The following is a 17038-nucleotide window of genomic DNA, read 5'->3' as shown; positions in this document are numbered from 1 at the left end:
CTGGTACCAGCGATCCGGAGACCTCCGGAGGCGGAGAGGATGCCAGGCATGCCAGCGGTCATCGAGGTGCGGCACCTGCACAAGAAGTACGGCGACAAGGTGGCGGTCGACGACGTCTCGTTCACCGTGGAGCGGGGCGAGATCTTCGGGATCCTCGGCCCGAACGGGGCCGGCAAGACGACCACCGTGGAGTGTGTCGAGGGGCTGCGCGAGCCCGACGGGGGCGAGATCACGGTGCTCGGGCTCGATCCCCGGCGCGACCGCGCCGAGTTGACCCAGCGGCTCGGCGTGCAGCTCCAGGACGGGCGGCTCCCCGACAGGATGACGGTCGGGGAGGCGCTGCGGCTCTACCGCTCCTTCTACCGCGAGCCCGCCGACCCGCAGACCCTGATGGACGCGCTCGGCCTGGCCGGCAAGCACAGGACCCGGTACGCGGACCTGTCCGGCGGCCAGCAGCAGCGGCTCTCCATCGCGCTCGCGTTGATCGGAAGTCCGCGGGTGGCCGTCCTCGACGAACTCACCACCGGACTGGACCCGCAGGCCCGTCGTGACACCTGGAGCCTGATCCAGGACGTGCGCTCCCGAGGGGTGACGATCCTGCTGGTCACCCACTTCATGGAGGAAGCCGAGCGGCTGTGCGACCGGGTGGCGGTGATCGACCGGGGCCGTGTCGCCGTGGTGGACACTCCGGAGGGCCTGACCGAACGCGTCCAGGACGGTCAGCGGATCCGGTTCCGCCCGTCGGTTCCGTTCGAGGACCAGCTGCTGACGGCTCTGCCGGAGGTCACCGGTCTCACCCGCCACGACGGTCTCGTGGTGATCACCGGCACCAGCAACGCCCTCAACGCGATCACCTCCGCCCTGGCCCGCAACAACATCGTGGCGGAGTACCTGCGGGTGGAGCAGCCGAGCCTGGAGGACGCCTTCGTCGCGCTGACCGGCACCCGACCCGCCACCGAGACCCATGCCACCGAGACCCATGCCGCCGAGACCCATGCCACCGAAACCCATGCCGCCGACGCCCATGCCACCGAAACCCATGCCGCCGACGCCCATGCCACCGAAGCCCATGCCGCGGCGGCCGACGCCGCGCGGCGCTAGCCGACCGAGCAGGAGGAGCACCACCGTGTCAGCCACCACCTCAACCGCGCCCGTGCCCGTGCCGTTCGCCGCCGACCGGCGCTCGGCGCTGGGCCAACTCGCCCTCTCCGAGCTGAAGATGTTCATCCGGGGGAAGGCCGGTCCGGTCTTCGCGATCGGGCTGCCGCTGGGCCTGCTGATCATCTTCGGCAACATCCCCTTCTACAACGAGCACCGCGAGAGCCTCGACGGCCACACCCTGCTCGACGTCTACGTCCCGATCCTGACCGCCTTCGTGCTGGCCACGCTCTCCTTCAACGTCGTACCCGCGGTGCTGGTCGGCTACCGGGAGAAGGGCGTGCTGCGCCGCCTGCGGACGACCCCGGTCGGGCCGGCCCGGATGCTGGCCGCCCAGCTCCTGGTCAATCTGGCGACCGCGGCCCTCTCCGTGACCGCCGTGCTCCTGGTGGGCCGGTTCGCGTTCGGGGTGCCGCTGCCGCGCCAGGTCGGCGGATACGTGGTCAGCATCGTGCTGGCCGCTCTCGCCCTCATGGCGATCGGCCTGTTCATCGCCGCGGTCTCGCCCAGCAGCCAGGTCGCGGACGCCGTGGGCACGACCCTGTTCTACGTCATGATGTTCTTCGCCGGGCTCTTCCTCCCGATCGCCGTCATGCCCTCGCTCCTGCGGCACGTCAGCCGGGCCGCTCCCCTGGGCGCCGCCGTGCAGGCCTTGACCGACGCGACCCAGGGGCACTGGCCCCACCCCCTCCAGTTGATCACTCTGGCCGGCTACGTCGTAGTCTTCGGCGCGGGAGCGGTTAAATTCTTCCGCTGGGAGTGAAGCCGACCGGAGGGGCAGCGTTGAGCAGGCCGGAAGCGCCCACCTGGATGGGTGAGCAGGACGAGCGGTTGCTACCGCTGGTGACCGTCGTCCCCTATGTGATGCTGGCCGCCCTCACGGTCGTGACCCTGATCGTCAAGTGGGGGACGGGAAGCTCCCTGCTGATCGATCTGGGCCTGTGCGCCGCGGTGGCCCTGTGGATCCTCTGCATGTTCTCCCTGCGCCGCGACCGGTGGGAGCGGGCGTGGGTGATGGGGGTGTTCTTCGCCGGGCTGGTCGTCCTCACCGGCATCCTCGTCGTCCGGGATCCGTGGTTCGGCCTGTTCACGCCGGCCGGCTACTTCTACGCCTTCGGGATCCTGCCCTGGCCGTGGCGGCTCTGCGGGATCGCCGCGGTCGCCCTGGAGTCGGGGAGCGCCCAGGTCGCCGGGACCGCCAAGGACAGTGCGGCCGGGGTGACCGTCTACGTCGTGGTGCTGGCCGTCAATGTGATCTGTATGTGCGGGTGGGGCTGGTGGCAGTGGGACGCCGATCGGAAGAACGAGGAGCGGAAGGCGGCCCTGGAGCAGGTGCGGGAAGCCAACCGCCGGCTCAAGGCGACACTGGCCGAGAACGCCGGGCTGCAGCGGCAACTGCTGGTCCAGTCCCGGGAGGCCGGGGTCCTCGACGAACGGCAGCGGATGGCCCGGGAGATCCACGACACGCTGGCGCAGGGCCTCATCGGGATCGTCACCCAGCTGCAGGCCGCCGAACAGCTTGCCGAGCAGTCCCCGGACCGTTGGCGGGCCCACTTCGAGGCGGCGACCCGGCTGGCCCGGGAGAGCCTGGCCGAGGCCCGGCGGTCGGTGGACGCGTTGCGGCCCCGCCCGCTGGAGACCGCTGGGTTGGGGGAGGCCTTGGCCGGGGTCGCCGAGCGTTGGTCCGCCCTGCACGGTGTGACCGTCGAGGTCACCACCACCGGGACGGCCCGGCCGATGCCCCCGGAAGCCGAGTTGGCCCTCCTGAGGGCGGCTCAGGAAGCGCTGGCCAACGTGGGCCGGCACGCCCGGGCCGGCACCGTCGCCCTGACCCTCGGCTACCTGGATCGCGAGGTCACCCTGGAGGTGTGCGACGACGGCTGCGGATTCGACCCGTCCGCCGCCCGGGTGTCCGCCCCGGTGACGGCCGCCCCGGTCACAGTGGGCGCGGAACCAGCGGGCGCCGCCGGCGGCGGGTTCGGCCTGAAGGCGATGCGGGAGCGGATCGAGGAGTTGTCCGGCACCGTGCGGGTGCGGTCGCGACCGGGATCGGGGACGACCGTCTCCGCCCGCGTGCCGCACCCGTCGGCGGAGGTGGGCGCGTGAACTCCGTGGCCCCCGCCGCGATCAGGCTGCTGATCGCCGACGACCACCCCGTGGTCCGGAACGGCCTGAGCGGCATGTTCGCCGCAGACTCCGCGTTCGAGGTGGTGGGAGAGGCGGCGGACGGCGCCGAGGCGGTCCGGCTGGCCAGGAGCCTGGAACCGGACGTGGTCCTGATGGATCTGCGCATGCCGACCATGGACGGGGTGACCGCGATCGGTGAGCTGGCCAGGGCGGGCAGCACCGCCCGGGTGCTGGTCCTGACCACCTACGACTCCGACAGCTACGTCCTGCCGGCCATCAAGGCGGGGGCGACCGGTTACCTCCTCAAGGACGCTCCCCGTGACGAGCTGCTGCGGGCGGTGCGAGCCGCCGCCAACCGCGAGGCGGTCCTGGCGCCCTCGGTCGCGGCGCGGCTGATGAACCAGGTCCGGGGCCCGGGTCCCGGGCTGCTCAGCCCGCGCGAGCACGAGGTCCTGAAGTGGGTGGCGGCCGGGGCGACCAACCGCGAGGTGGCGGAACGCTTGCTGATCAGCGAGGCGACGGTGAAGACGCATCTGCTCAACGTCTACGGCAAGCTCGGCGTCGGCGACCGCGCGGCGGCCGTGGCCGAGGCGTACGACCGCGGCCTGCTCACCCCCCGTCGCCCGGAGCAGTCCTGACTGTCCGCCGCACCGCGGCGGCCCCGAGGTCCTGACGGGGCTTCCGCAGCCGCCCCGCCGCACCCGACGTGAGGCCGGTCCGGGGGTGGCGAGGGCCTCGGCGCGGCGGGCCCGGGCGATCCGGGGCGGCGTAGCCGGCGAGGCGGCCAGGGGGAGAGTAGTGAAGGTAAGGCTAACCTAAGCGTCCTGGTGCTCGTCTACACCCCGAACGGAGATCGTCCGAGCTCCGAGCTCCGAGCTCCGAGCTCCGAGCTCCGAGCTCCGAACTCCCGCTCGTCCGCCGTTGGAGGGATCCCGCTCTCCCGAATGGCCGAGCGGGCGTGCCGTTGGCCCCCGTACCGGGACCGGCCGAGCAGGGTGGTCCCCGGCGCCGTCCCCGGTGCCGGCTCGCGGCCAAGGACGGGAGGGACCAGCGATGTCAGCTGTGGACGAGGGACGGCGGCGGACGCCGCGGATCCTGCGGGGCCGGCCGGCGCTGGTGACCCTCCACCCCGGCTTCGCCACCGGAGGCTGACCCCCGTGGCAGCAGAACACACCCCGGCAGCGCCCACCGCGCAGGGCAGCACGGCGCAGGGCAGCACGGCGCAGGGCCGGCCCGCGGGCAGCCGCACCGCGGACGAGCCCGTGGCCCGCCGCCGGGTGGTCATCCTCGGCGGCGGTTTCGCCGGCCTCTTCGCCGTCCGGGCGCTGCGCAGCGCCCCGGTGGCGGTCACCCTGGTCGACCGCTGCGCCCACCACCTGTTCCAGCCGCTGCTGTACCAGTGCGCCTCCGGCATCCTCTCCGAGGGCCAGATCGCCCAGCCGCTGCGGGCCGTGCTGCGCCATCACCCCCGGGTGCGCTGCCTGCAGGCCACCGCGACCGAGGTGGACGTCGCCGAGCGCCTGGTGCGGGTCCGGCGGCCGGACGGCGGCGTCCTCGAACTGCCCTACGACGACCTGATCGTGGGGATCGGCGTGCGGCAGTCCTACTTCGGGCACGACGAGTTCGCGGCCCACGCCCCCGGCATGAAGACGCTGGCGGACGCGCTCGCGGTGCGTGCCAAGCTCTACCAAGCCTTCGAACTGGCCGAGGCGAGCGAGGATCCGCGCGAGCGGGAGCGGTGGCTCACCTTCGCGCTGGTCGGCGGTGGCCCCACCGGGGTCGAACTGGCCGGGCAGATCAGGGAGATCGCCGGCCGCACGCTCGACCGGGAGTTCTCCAGCATCGACCCGGGCCAGGCGCGGGTGCTGCTCTTCGACGGCTCGGACGCGGTGCTCGGCGCCTTCGGTCCGGTGCTCTCCCGGCGGGCCGCCAGGACCTTGGCCGAGCTGGGCGTCGAGGTCCACCTCCGGTCGATCGTCACTGCCGTGGACGAGCAGGGCCTGACGGTGCGTCGCGAGGACGGCGGCACCGAGCGGGTCGAGGCGCGGACCGTGCTGTGGACGGCGGGGGTCGAGGCGCCGCCGCTGGCGACGGCGCTGGCCCGGGCGACCGGTGCCGAGCAGGACCGGGCCGGGCGCATCCGGGTGGAGCCCGACCTGACCATCGCCGGCCATCGGGAGATCCGGGTGGTGGGCGACCTGATGAGCCTGGCGGGCCTGCCCGGACTCGCCGAGGTCGCGATGCAGAGCGGTGCCTATGCCGGGCGCCGGATCCGCCACGCCGTGGAGGGCAGGGCCGGCAAGCCACGCCCGTTCCGCTACCTGGACCTGGGCAGCGCGGCGTACATCTCGCGCGGCCGGGCCGTGGTGAAGATGGGCCGCTTCCACGCCTCCGGGCTGCTCGGCTGGCTGATCTGGCTCTTCGTCCACATCGTCTTCCTCACCGGCTTCCGCAGCCGGGCGGGCGCGCTGCTCAGCTGGGCGGTCTCCTTCGCCTCCGGTTCGCGCCGCGAGCGCGCCTTCGTCCCGGCCCCGCCGCACCCGCCCGCCGCGCAGGCCCCCTCCCCGCCCGCGCACCCGTCCGCGCACCCGTCCGCTCCGCCGGCCGGCCCCGCTGTCGAGCGGCCCGAACCACCGAGGCCCGCATGAAGACCGCCGCACACCTGCTGGCGAACGCCCCCGCGCAACTGCTGCCGGCCCGGGAGCTGATGGCGTTCACCCTGGCCTCCCACATCCTGCTGGTGCCGCTGGGCGTGGCGCTGCCGCTCGTCACGCTGCTGATGCACTACCGGGGCCTGCGCAGGGCGGATGCGACCGCGCTGCTGCTGGCGCGGCGCTGGTCGGCGGTGATGGCCGTCCAGTTCGCCGTGGGCATCGTCACCGGCACGGTGCTCTCCTTCGAGTTCGGCCTGCTCTGGCCGGGCATGATGGGCCGCTGGGGGGACGTCTTCGGCCTCGGGTTCGGGGTGGAGGCGTGGGCGTTCTTCCTGGAGGCGATCCTGATCGCGATCTACCTCTACGGCTGGCGCAGACTCAAGCCCTGGACGCACTTCTGGCTCGGCGCGCCGCTGCCCCTGGCGGCGCTGATGGGCGCGTTCGGCATCATCGCCGCCAACGCGTGGATGAACACCCCGCAGGGGTTCACCCTGGACGCGAACGGCGACCCGGTGAACGTCACCGTGCGGCAGGCGGTCTTCACGCCCATGTTCGGCCCGCAGTACTGGCACTTCGCCGTCGCGATGTTCCTGACGGCGGGTTATGTGGTGGCGGGCGTCTACGCGGTGGGCTGGCTGCGCGGCCGCCGCGACCGCTACCACCGCCTCGGCTTCACCGTGCCCTTCACCCTCGCGGCGATCCTCACCCCCGTGCAGTTCGTGCTGGGCGACAACATCGCGCGGCAGATCTTCCACAAGCAGCCGATCAAGTTCGCCGCCGCCGAGTTGGTCTGGAACACCGGCACCCACGTGCCCGAGTACCTCTTCGGCCGGCTGCAGGAGGACGGCAGCGTCAAGGGCGGCCTCAAGATCCCCCAACTGGACTCCATCCTGGCCGGGTTCAGCCCCGACACCCAGGTCACCGGGCTCAACACGGTGGCGGCCGACGACCGTCCCACCGCGCTCCAGGCGACCATCGTGCACTGGACCTTCGACATCATGGCGACCATCGGCAGCGTGCTGATCCTGCTGGCGCTCTGGTACGCCTGGTGCTGGTGGCGCCGGCGCGACCTGCCGCGCTCGCGCTGGTTCTTCCGCTGCGCGGCCCTGGCCGGGGTGGCCAGCCTGGTGACCGTGGAGTGCGGCTGGATCACCACCGAGGTGGGCCGCCAGCCCTGGATCGTGTACCAGAACATGCGGGTCTCCGAGGCGGTGACGCCCACCGCCGCCGCCTCGCTGTGGACCATGTTCGGCATCGTGGTGGCGGTCTACGTGCTGGTCTTCGGCGCCTTCCTGGCCGTGGTGCTGAAGATGCGCACCCGCTGGCGGCTCGCCGACGAGGGCGTCGGCCCCGCGTCGGACCTCGCGGACGGCCCGGAGAGCGGCACGCCGTACGGTCCGCGCCCGCCCGTCGGCGCCGCGGGCGCCCGCACCCCGGGGGGCGAACTGTGACCGCGAGTGCCGTCGCCTGGATCCTGCTGCTCGCGATCGCCGCCTACGCGTGCGGCGGCGGCGTCGACTACGGCGCCGGCTTCTGGGACCTGCTGGCCGGCGGCGCCGACCGCGGCAAGCGGCCGCGCTGGCTGATCGACCACGCCATGGCACCGGTCTGGGAGGTCAACAACGTCTGGCTGATCTTCGTGCTGGTGCTGATGTGGACCGGCTTCCCGGTCTTCTTCCAGACCGTCTTCACCGCGCTGTGGCTCCCGCTGGCGCTGGCGGCCGTCGGCCTGGTGCTGCGCGGGGCCGGGTTCGCGCTGCGCAAGCCCACCCGGCGGCTGGCCGCGCGCCGGGTCTACGGCGCCGTGTTCGCCGTCTCCTCGCTGCTCACCCCGTTCTTCCTGGGCGCGGCCGTCGGCGCGGTGGCGTCGGGGCGGGTCGCGCCGGGCACCACCGCCTCGGCGGACGCCTGGGCCACCACCACCTCGATCATGGCCGGCCTGCTCACCGTCGCGGCCACCGCCTTCCTCGGCGCGGTCTTCCTGACCGTGGACGCCCGCCGGTTCGAAGCGTCCGACCTGGTCGGCTACTTCCGGCGGCGCGCCTGGATCGGTGCCGGTGCCCTGCTGCTGCTCGGCGTGCTGGGCCTGACCGTGACCGACCCGCACGCCGCCTACGTCCACCACGGGCTCACCCACGGCGCCGGGCTCGCCCTGGTCCTGCTCGCCGCGGCGGCCGTGGCGCTCACCGCCCGGCTCGTGGCCGGACGGGCCGCCGGCTGGGCCCGGTACAGCTCGGTGGCCGCCGTGGCCCTGCTGGTCGCCGCCTGGGGCTGCGCCCAGCGCCCCTACCTGGTGCCCACCTCGCTCACCGTGCGCCAGGCGGCCGGAGCCTCGGCGCCGCTGCAGTGGATGCTGATCGTCGCGCTGGTCGCCCTGGTGCTGATCGGCCCCGCGCTCGTCGTGCTCTACCGGCTGGACACCCACGGCGTGCTGGAGCCGCTCTCCGACGAGGACGTCACGCGGTGAGGGCCGGGCGCGGCAGCAGGACGGCCGGGCGCGGTGTCGGGACGGCCGGGCGCCGTGACAGGACGGCTCGGCTCGGAAGGCGGTGGCGATGGTCCTCGACCTGATCCTGATCGGCCTGGGGATCACCCTGCAGCCGGTGCCGGCGATGGCGTTCATCCTGCTGCTCTCCGCGGAGCGCGGCGTCCGCAAGGGGCTGGCCTTCGTGCTGGCCTGGCTCGGCTGCATCGTCCTGGTGCTCGCCATGGTGGTGCTGGCGACCGGGGGCCAACCGCTCGCGCACAACAGCAACCCCTCCACGGTGGTGCTGGCCGTCAAGCTCGCCCTGGGCCTCGGCCTGGTCCTGTACGGCGAGCACCGGCGCCGCCGGCTGGGCCGCCCCCGCAAGCCCCCGGCCTGGACCGCCCGGCTGAACAGCGTCTCGCCGTGGACGGCGGCCGGCCTGGCCGTGCTGCTGCAGCCCTGGCCGCTGGTCGCGGCCGGCTGCGCGACGGCGGTGGACGCCGACCTCTCCCACCTCTCCACCTACCTGGTCCTGTTCGGCTTCTGCCTGCTGGCCACCGCCACCCAGCTGGTGATGCTCGTCTACGCGGTCTTCCGGCCCGCCGCCGCGCAGCAGCGGCTCGGGCGGATGCGCACCTGGATGGCGGACCACCAGGACCAGACCATCGTGGTGATCTGTCTGCTGCTCGGCCTGTGGCTGGTCGGCAAGAGCATCTCCCAGCTGGTCTGAGAGCACGGCTGGTCCGACGGCTGGTCCGACCGCAGGGCACGACGACCAAGGAGGAGCGGGCATGACATCGAGTCAGGTGCTGATCGGCATCGCGCTGATCGTGGCCCTCGCCGTCGGCTGCCAGGTCGTGGCGAGCCTGCTGCGGGTGCCGGCGATCCTGCTGCTGCTCCCGGCCGGGTTCACCGCGGGCGCGCTGACCGACGACGTCAACCCGGAGAAGCTGCTGGGCGCCGCGTTCTCCCCGCTGGTCTCGCTCGCCGTCGCCGTGATCCTCTACGACGCCGGACTCGGCCTGGACCTGCGCCACCTCAAGGGCCACAACCGTCGGGTGGTGATCAGGCTGCTCTGGCTCGGGGCCCTGGTCACCTGGGCGTCGGCGGCGCTGGCGGCCGTCCCGATCCTGAGCATGTCGCTGAGCGCGGCCGTGATGCTGGGCGCGATCCTGGTGGTCAGCGGCCCGACCGTGGTCGGGCCGCTGCTGGGCTTCATCCGCCCCGCCGAGCGGCTGCAGCGCGTCCTGGTCTGGGAGGGCGCGCTGATCGACCCGCTCGGCGGCATCCTCGGTGCGCTCGTCTTCCACGCCGTGCTGGCCAGCGGCCAGCACGGCGTGGGCAGCCAACTGGCCAAGTTCACCGGCAGCGCGGCGGTCGGCCTGGCCGGGGGCGCCGTCGGCGCGGCGCTGCTCTGGCTGCTGCTGCGCCGCCTCGCGCTGGGCGAGGTGCTCGGCACGACGGTGCAGCTCGCCGTCGTGGTCGCCGTGGCGGCGGCGTGCGACGCCTTCCGCGACGACACCGGCCTGATCGCCGCCGTGGTGACGGGCATGGCGCTGGCCAACCTGCCGGGCCTGGACATCCCGGCGCGCCGGCCCTTCTTCGAGACGCTGGTCTCGCTGACCATCGGGCTGCTCTTCATCGGCATCTCGGCCACCGTCACCCCGCAGTCGCTGCGCCACGTGGTGCTGCCCGCGCTGGGCCTGGTCGCGGTCCTGGTCCTGCTGGTCCGGCCGCTGGTGGCGCTGCTCGCCACCGTCCGCACCGATGTCCCCTACCGGGAGCGGTGGTTCATCGGGTGGATGGCGCCGCGCGGCATCGTCGCCGCCGCCACCGCCTCCACCTTCTCGGTCTCCCTGGTGAAGGCCGGTGTCGGCGGCGCGCAGAAGATCCTGCCCGCCACCTTCATCGTGATCGTCGCCACCGTCATGGTGTACGGCCTCACCGCGCTGCCGGTGGCCCGCTTCCTGGGCGTGCGCCGCTCGGCGCGCTCGCGCCCGCTGCTGGTCGGCGGCCAGCCCTGGGTGGTGGAGCTGGGTCGGGCGCTGCGCTCGGCGGGCCTGGACGTGCTGATGTGGGCGGGCCTGGAGCAGCAGCGCCGGAGCATCACCGAGGCCGGCCTCGCGCTGGCCCCCGGTGAGCTGCTCGCTGCCGCCACCGGCGCCGGCGCGGAGCTGGAGGGCATCACCGACGTGCTGCTGCTCACCGACGAGGACGACTTCAACGCGCTCGCGCTGATGACCCTCAGGGAGCGGGTGGAGGGCCCGGTCCACCGGCTGGAGCCGCCCGCCGGCAGCTACGGCGTGGTCGCCCCCTACACCGGCGGCGAGGCACTCTTCGCCCCCGGCCTCAACCGCCCCGAGCTGGCCCGCCGGTACGCGGACGGCGCCCGGATCGTCGCCCGGCAGGTCGGCGGCGGCCTGCCCGACGGACACGACACGCTCTTCCTGGTGCGCCCGGACGGGCGGCTCAGCGCGGTCACCGACGGCAGCGCGCCGGTGCCCGCGGGCGGCGACATCGCGATCCTGCTGACGCCCCCGGCCACACCGCGGTAGCGCTGCCGTACCGCGCCCGGGCCCGGTAGCGCTACGGCAGCGCCCGCCCCGGGCGCCTCAGCGGAGGCGCTCGGCGATGTGGTCGCCGACCCGCAGCGCGTTGGCGATCGCGGTCAGGGAGGGGTTCACGGCGCCGATGCTCGGGAAGAAGCTGGTGTCCACGACGTAGAGGTTGTCCACGTCGTGGGCCCGGCAGTGCACGTCGAGCGCCGAGGTCCGCGGGTCGGTGCCGAAGCGGACGGTGCCCGCCTGGTGCGCGGTGGCGCCGATCGGCATCCCCTTGTGCAGGTAGAGGCTGTGCGGCAGCAGGTGGTGCGGATGCATGCCGAGCCGGCCGAGCATGCTCCGCAACTTGTGCCGCAGCCGCTTCAGCCCCTCGATGTTGTTCTGCTCGTCGAGCGCGAGGTGGATGTCGCCCTGCGCGTCCAGCGTGACCCGGTTGTCCGGCTGCGGGAGGTCCTCGCCGCAGAGCCAGAAGTCCACCGCGTGGTGGGCCAGTACCTCGAAGGGCATGTCGGGTGAGGCCAGCCCGGCCCAGCGGGGCGCCTCGCCCTTGATCTGCTCGCTGTCCGACTTGCCGAGCATCTGGATGCCGCCGAGCGGGAACTCCCAGTCGTCGGCGCCCAGGTACCAGTCGTTCAGGGCCAGGGTCTTCTGGAACTGGGTGTCGTTCGGCTCCCTCGACACCGCCATCAGCGCGAGGTTGTTGTGCCGCATGTAGTGCCGCCCGACCGTGTCGGAGCTGTTGGCCAGGCCACCGGGATGCCGCTCGTTCGCCGAACGCAGCAGCAGCGCGGCGGAGTTCACCGCGCCGCAGGAGACCACCACGATGTCGCCGCTGAAACGCGCCGTCGAGCCGTCCGCCAGCTCCGCGACCACGGCGGTCACCGTGCGCCCGCCCGGATCCGTCTCCAGCGTGCGGACGTTGGCGCCGGTGACCAGCCGCACGTTGTCGTGCTCCAGCGCGGGGTCCACGCAGATCACCTGGGCGTCCGCCTTGCCGCGCACCAGGCAGGGGAAGCCGTCCACCCGGTTGCAGCGGATGCACACGCTCGTGCGGGTCGCGCGGCCCTGCTCGTCCTGGGTGAGGTCGACGCCGATGGGCAGGTGGAACGGATGCAGGCCCTGCTTCTCCAGGTCGTCGCTGAGTTGCTGGATCCGTGGCTCGTGCCGGACCGGCGGATGGGCGTACTGGGCGCTGACCGGCCCCTCGCCCGGGTCCTCGCCGTGCCGGCCGTGCACCAGGTAGAGGTGCTCGGCCTGGGTGTAGTACGGCTCCAGGTCCTCGTAGCGCAACGGCCAGGCGGGGGAGAGGCCGCCGTGGTGGCGCAGCTCGCCGAAGTCCTCGGGGCGCAGGCGGAACAGCGCCGCGCCGTAGAACTTGGTGTTCCCCCCGACGTAGTAGTTCACCTCGGGCGGGAAGCGGTCGCCGTTCTTGTCGTACCAGAACTCGGGGGCGCGGTACTTGCCCTTGACGAAGACGGCGCTCGACTCCCAGTTGTCCCGCTCGCGGGGCAGGTAGTCGCCGCGTTCCAGGAGCAGCACGCGTTTCCCGGTCGGGGCCAGGCGGTGGGCGAGGGTGCCGCCGCCGGCTCCGGTGCCGATGATGATGACGTCGTAGTGCTGGTCGTCGGCCATGTCGGCCACCTCGGGGTCGTCGGTGAGCGGTCGGTCGGTGAGTGGAGGGCCGTCGGTGGGCGGCCGGCCGGTCGGTAGGCGGTGGGCGGTAGTTGGTCACAGGATCGCGATGGGGTTGACGGGTGAGCCGGTGGCGTGCGGCAGCCGCAGCGGCGCGACCACGCAGAGGAACGACCAGCGGTCCGCCGCCTCGCACAGCGGCACCAGGTCCTCGAACTGCAGGTAGTCGAGGAGGTGCAGCCCGAGGGCGTGCACACCCAGCACGTGCACCGGGAAGTCCACGCCGTCGGTGATGCTGGGGGCGGTGTCGTTGTTGCTGTCGCAGCCCAGGACGGCCACCTGGCGCTCGGCCAGGAACTCCATCGCGGCCGGGTGCAACCCGGCCCGGGTCCGGGCGACGTCCCAGGGGCCGGCCTCGATCCGGCGGCGGCGGTGGCCGACTCGCACGAAGAGCAGGTCACCGGCGCCGACCCGGACGTGCTGGTGCCGCTCGGCGGCCGACAACTCCTCGGCGGTGACGTGGTCGCCGGGCTCCAGCCAGTGGACGCCGCGCAGCCGCGGGATGTCGAGCAGCACGCCCCGGCCGACGATCCCGTCCCTGACCAGCTCGACACTGAGCGCGGTGGCACCCTCGGCGGTGAGGGTGGTGGCGGGGACGCCGCCGTGCAGGGTGCCGTCGTAGACCACGTGGCAGAGGGCGTCGAGATGGCTGTCGGCGTCCCCGTGCACGTTCATGCTGAAGTGGTCGGTGGCGAAGTGGAGTCCGGTGCCGTCGGCCGCCGCCTCGGGCGGGCTGGTCAGGTGGTGGCCGGCCGGTCGCGGATTGTCGGGGGCGGCCCGGGTCTCGACCGGCGCCGCCATCGTCACCGACCGGCCCAGGCGCACCTCGTGCGCCGCCGCGCGCAGGCGCTCCGGCGTGATGGTGGCGAGCGCACCCCGGGAGTCGCCCGTGGCCAACCGGCACAGCCGTCCGTAGAGGGCCGTGAACTCCTCCTGGCTCTGCGGCTGTTGGGGGTCCGGTCGGTGCTGCGCAGCCATGAACATCGCTCCTCGGGCGGCGGTGTCAGTCGCGTTGCCGGTCGAGCGCCTCGTCCAGCGTGCACGCCGACATGATGAGCGCCAGGTGGGTGAACGCCTGTGGGAAGTTGCCGAGTTGCTCACCGCTGGGCCCCACCTCCTCGGCGAAGAGGCCGACATGGTTGGCGTAGGTGTGCATCTTCTCGAAGGTGTACCGGGCGGGGCGCAGCCGCCCGGCCCTGGCCAGCGCGTCGACGTAGAGGAAGGTGCAGAGGCTGAAGGTGCCCTCGGAGCCGCGCAGGCCGTCCGGGGAGGCGGCGGGGTCGTAGCGGTAGACCAGGCTGTCCGAGACCAGGGTGCGGTCCATCGCGTCCAGGGTGGAGAGCCAGGACGGGTCCTTGGCCGCGACGAACCCCACCCGGGGCATCAGCAGCAGCGACGCGTCCAACACGGGTTCTCCGCCGTAGTGCTGGACGTAGGCCTGGTCCGCCTCGCTCCAGCCATGGGCCATGACCTGCTCCAGGATGCTGTCCCGGATGCTGAGCCAGCGCTCGGTGTCGGCGGGCCGGCGGAACTCGTCGGCCAACCGCAGGCCGCGGTCGAAGGCGGCCCAGCACATCACCCGGCTGTAGGTGAAGTCCTTGCGCCCGCCGCGGGTCTCCCAGATGCCTTCGTCGGGGCGGTCCCAGTGGTCGGCGAGCCAGTCCAGGCTGTGGGCGAGCACCTTCCAGCCCCGGTAGCCGGCCTGGACGGCGACCTCGTGCCCCTGGGAGAGCGCGTAGAGCGCCTCGCCGTAGATGTCCAGTTGCAACTGGTCGGCGGCGGCGTTGCCGAGCCGCACGGGGGCGGAGCCGCGGTAGCCCTCCAGGTGCCCGAGGACCTCCTCGCCCAGCAGCGGCGAGCCGTCGACCCGGTACATGATCTGCAGCGCCTCGCCGTCCGTTCCCGCCGACTCGTGCAGGCGGTCGCCCAGCCAGTGGGTGAAGGCGGTGGCCTCCTCCACGAAGCCCAGGTCGAGCAGGGCGCGCACGGAGAGCGAGCCGTCGCGCACCCAGGTGTAGCGGTAGTCCCAGTTCCGCTCGCCGCCGACCTGTTCGGGCAGGCCCATGGTGGCGGCGGCCACCGGCGCGCCGGTGGGTGCGTAGGTGAGCAGCTTGAGGGTGATCGCGGAGCGGTTGACCATGTCGGGCCAGCGGCCGCGGTAGTTGGAGCCGCGCACCCAGCGCTGCCAGAACTCGACGGCCGACCAGAGCTCATGGGTGATCCCGTCGACGGTGAGCGGCGGCGGGGGCCCGCCCTCGGCGTCGCAGACGGTGAGGACGGTCGCCGCCTGCTCGCCGACGTTCAGCGTGACGGCGCCGCGCACGTCGTCACCGTCCCGCTCCAGCGGGAAGGTGCTCTGCAGGTGGGCGCTCACTCCCGGTGCGCGGAAGGCGGCGGAGTCCGGCCCCAGGTCGAGTTGGTGGCGGGCCCGGCCGTAGTCGAAGCGCGGGCGGCACTCCAGCTCGAAGCGCACGGTCCCGCGCACGGTGCGCGCGGTGCGGATCACGGTGTGCCGGTCGGTCGCGGTGCGGCTGCTGTTCGGCGGCATCCAGTCGATCACCTCGCCCACCCCGTCGGGGGACATGAAGCGGGTGACCAGGCTGGCGGTGTCCGGGTAGTAGAGCTGCTTGCAGGTGGCCTGCGGATCGTCCGAGGCGAGCCGGAAGTAGCCGCCGCGATCGTGGTCGAGCAGCGCGGCGAAGACGCTGGGGGAGTCGAAGCGCGGCGCGGCGAACCAGTCGACAACGCCCCGCGAGGTCACCAGGGCGGCGGTCTGCAGGTCGCCGATCAGGCCGTGCTCGGCGATCGGAGGGTAGCGGTGCATGGGTGCTCCCCGGTTCGGGTGTTCCCTCGTTCGGTCCCTCATTTCACTATCGACCCGGACCAGTGGCCGCGCCCGTTGCGGTGGCCGTGTCATGCCGGGCGCCCCGCGCGCGCCGATACCGGGGCGCACCGGCCTGGGTGAGGGATCCTGCAGGGGCCCGCCGTCGGCCCGGCGGCCGGAACTCGTGGCGGTAGCAGGAGTGGAGCTGATCCATGTCCGCGCGGTGAGCCCGCCGGACCTCATGCGTTGCCAGCGGGCGATCTGGCGCCGGATCGCCGCCCGCCGGTAGAGCCGGCGGGCGGGTCCTGCGGGTGGGCTGCCTGACGGGGGCTGTGCCTGACGGGGGCTGTGCTGGATGGGAGCCGTGCCGGGTGGGAGCGTGCCGGGTGGGGGCGGTACCTGCTGTGGGCGGTGCTCAGCCGTACCAGGACGCCTCCGTCAACCCCGCCCTGCGGGGCACCTCCTTCTCGGGCATCGGGAGCCGGTCGCCGTCCTCGATCAGGACGCCGGCCGGCTCCCCCCTGACCCCGCCGGGCAGGGTCACCTCGACGTCGATGCGCCGCGGCGGGTCGGTCGGCAGGACGGTGCTCAGCGACCGCACCCCGGCATGGTGGCCGTGCACGCGCTCCACCGCCACCTCCTTGCCGTCCACCAGCAGCTCGACCTCCCGTGCTCCGCCCAGGTGCACCGCGAGGGTCACCGAGCAGCCGGCGTGTTCACGGTGGAAGTGGTAGTCGCGGCCCATGACCGCCTCCGATCGCGGCGAGATCCGTCGACTCCCATCGTGACACCGAGTGACGATTCGCGCGACGCCCGGGCCGCGCGCCCGGTGCGGGTCAGCCCGCGCCCTTCGTGAACCCGGCGATCGCCCGGGCGATCTCGGCGAGCGGCCCGGGGCCCATCAGGCCGTGGTGGGTGGCGTCCAGGTGGCGATCGATGACGCGGCCCGTGAGGTGGCGACCCCGGACGGTGGCCGGCGGGGTGCCCTCGCCGCGCCCGCGGGTGGCGGTGAAGAAGAGCACGTCGCCGCGCACCCTTCAAGGAGTTGGAGGCCGCCACTGTGCTCGGTCGGATCCCCGAGGATGCCGGAACGCGTCCGCAACGCCACCGCCCTCACGACGGTCTCGCTCCACATCTACGGTGTCGACATCCGCCCTCGCGGCACCAGCACCCGCCGGATCTATGACCAGCCGGTGCTGATCTGACCGGCGCCCTCACTACCTCGTCCCCTTGACCGGCTCGTCTCCCTGACCGCCTCGTCTCCCTTGCCTGCTGAGCAATGTGACGGATGCTCAGCTCACGTTCCCCGCTAAAGGGGCAGGTGTGCCGATGCTCGGGATCGGCCGGCGGTACGAGGGCCGCCCGTCGAGGGTGCCGGTGCCTCGGGCGCGGGTCAAGGGCGCGGGCGGAATCGCGTACCGGTCGGTAGTGCGGGCCAATTGCAAACCCCCGGTTTCGAACGGGCTTTCTCGTGCGGTGATGTTGACATGTACGCGCAACGTGGGTTTAACCTGACAGGCCCTACCACTCGGTAGCCTCGATGTTGAACCGGATC

General features: G+C 73.0%; 15 protein-coding genes. 10 read left to right on the top strand and 5 right to left on the bottom strand.

All coding sequences use genetic code 11. The features are described from left to right. Positions 1–48: 48 nt before the first annotated feature. The 9 genes from OG455_RS39560 to OG455_RS39520 all read left to right on the top strand — a co-directional run bounded on the left by OG455_RS39560 (position 49) and on the right by OG455_RS39520 (position 10961). Complete coding sequence (locus OG455_RS39560) at positions 49–1101, top strand: ABC transporter ATP-binding protein (RefSeq protein ID WP_323185675.1); 1053 nt, start codon at positions 49–51, stop codon at positions 1099–1101. Between the two features lie 25 nt (positions 1102–1126). Continuing rightward, positions 1127–1921 (top strand): ABC transporter permease, encoded by a 795-nt coding sequence (locus OG455_RS39555; RefSeq protein WP_266301606.1) that lies wholly within the window; start codon positions 1127–1129, stop codon positions 1919–1921. A 20-nt stretch (positions 1922–1941) separates the two neighbouring features. Then, positions 1942–3264 carry a sensor histidine kinase gene (locus tag OG455_RS39550; RefSeq protein ID WP_266301605.1) on the top strand — a complete coding sequence of 441 codons (1323 nt, stop codon included), beginning with the start codon at positions 1942–1944 and terminating at the stop codon, positions 3262–3264. Positions 3265–3269: 5 nt separating this feature from the next. Then, positions 3270–3923, top strand: coding sequence for a response regulator transcription factor (locus OG455_RS39545; RefSeq protein WP_266301841.1), 654 nt, complete (start codon positions 3270–3272; stop codon positions 3921–3923). Between the two features lie 519 nt (positions 3924–4442). Beyond that, on the top strand, positions 4443–5933 hold the full coding sequence (locus tag OG455_RS39540; RefSeq protein WP_266301604.1) for an NAD(P)/FAD-dependent oxidoreductase: 1491 nt from the start codon (positions 4443–4445) through the stop codon (positions 5931–5933). Next, positions 5930–7390, top strand: a complete 1461-nt coding sequence (locus OG455_RS39535) for a cytochrome ubiquinol oxidase subunit I (protein ID WP_266301603.1) — start codon at positions 5930–5932, stop codon at positions 7388–7390. Before OG455_RS39540 ends, OG455_RS39535 begins: the two co-directional genes overlap by 4 nt. Next, positions 7387–8406 carry a cytochrome d ubiquinol oxidase subunit II gene (locus OG455_RS39530; protein WP_266301602.1) on the top strand — a complete coding sequence of 340 codons (1020 nt, stop codon included), beginning with the start codon at positions 7387–7389 and terminating at the stop codon, positions 8404–8406. Before OG455_RS39535 ends, OG455_RS39530 begins: the two co-directional genes overlap by 4 nt. An 88-nt stretch (positions 8407–8494) precedes the next feature. Next, positions 8495–9136 carry a GAP family protein gene (locus OG455_RS39525; RefSeq protein ID WP_266301601.1) on the top strand — a complete coding sequence of 214 codons (642 nt, stop codon included), beginning with the start codon at positions 8495–8497 and terminating at the stop codon, positions 9134–9136. Positions 9137–9197: 61 nt separating this feature from the next. Next, positions 9198–10961 (top strand): sodium:proton antiporter, encoded by a 1764-nt coding sequence (locus tag OG455_RS39520; RefSeq protein WP_266301600.1) that lies wholly within the window; start codon positions 9198–9200, stop codon positions 10959–10961. Positions 10962–11018: 57 nt separating this feature from the next. Here the strand turns inward: OG455_RS39520 and OG455_RS39515 are convergent, their stop codons facing one another. The 5 genes from OG455_RS39515 to OG455_RS39495 all read right to left on the bottom strand — a co-directional run bounded on the left by OG455_RS39515 (position 11019) and on the right by OG455_RS39495 (position 16517). After that, positions 11019–12599 (bottom strand): GMC oxidoreductase, encoded by a 1581-nt coding sequence (locus tag OG455_RS39515; RefSeq protein WP_266301599.1) that lies wholly within the window; start codon positions 12597–12599, stop codon positions 11019–11021. Between the two features lie 96 nt (positions 12600–12695). Beyond that, on the bottom strand, positions 12696–13637 hold the full coding sequence (locus tag OG455_RS39510) for a cyclase family protein (protein WP_266301598.1): 942 nt from the start codon (positions 13635–13637) through the stop codon (positions 12696–12698). Positions 13638–13662: 25 nt separating this feature from the next. Then, positions 13663–15483, bottom strand: coding sequence for a glycoside hydrolase family 15 protein (locus OG455_RS39505; protein WP_266301597.1), 1821 nt, complete (start codon positions 15481–15483; stop codon positions 13663–13665). Between the two features lie 415 nt (positions 15484–15898). Next, positions 15899–16228, bottom strand: a complete 330-nt coding sequence (locus tag OG455_RS39500; RefSeq protein WP_266301596.1) for a hypothetical protein — start codon at positions 16226–16228, stop codon at positions 15899–15901. Positions 16229–16319: 91 nt separating this feature from the next. Then, positions 16320–16517, bottom strand: a complete 198-nt coding sequence (locus tag OG455_RS39495; protein WP_266301595.1) for a hypothetical protein — start codon at positions 16515–16517, stop codon at positions 16320–16322. A 48-nt stretch (positions 16518–16565) separates the two neighbouring features. Here OG455_RS39495 and OG455_RS39490 point away from each other — a divergent pair, with 48 nt between their 5' ends. Next, a complete protein-coding gene (locus OG455_RS39490; RefSeq protein ID WP_266301594.1) occupies positions 16566–16688 on the top strand; it encodes a hypothetical protein in 123 nt (40 codons plus the stop codon). Positions 16689–17038 lie beyond the last annotated feature (350 nt).

Origin of the sequence: Kitasatospora sp. NBC_01287 (assembly GCF_026340565.1) — a bacterium.
Lineage (GTDB): Bacteria > Actinomycetota > Actinomycetes > Streptomycetales > Streptomycetaceae > Kitasatospora.
This window is presented reverse-complemented; position numbering and strand designations above follow the sequence as displayed.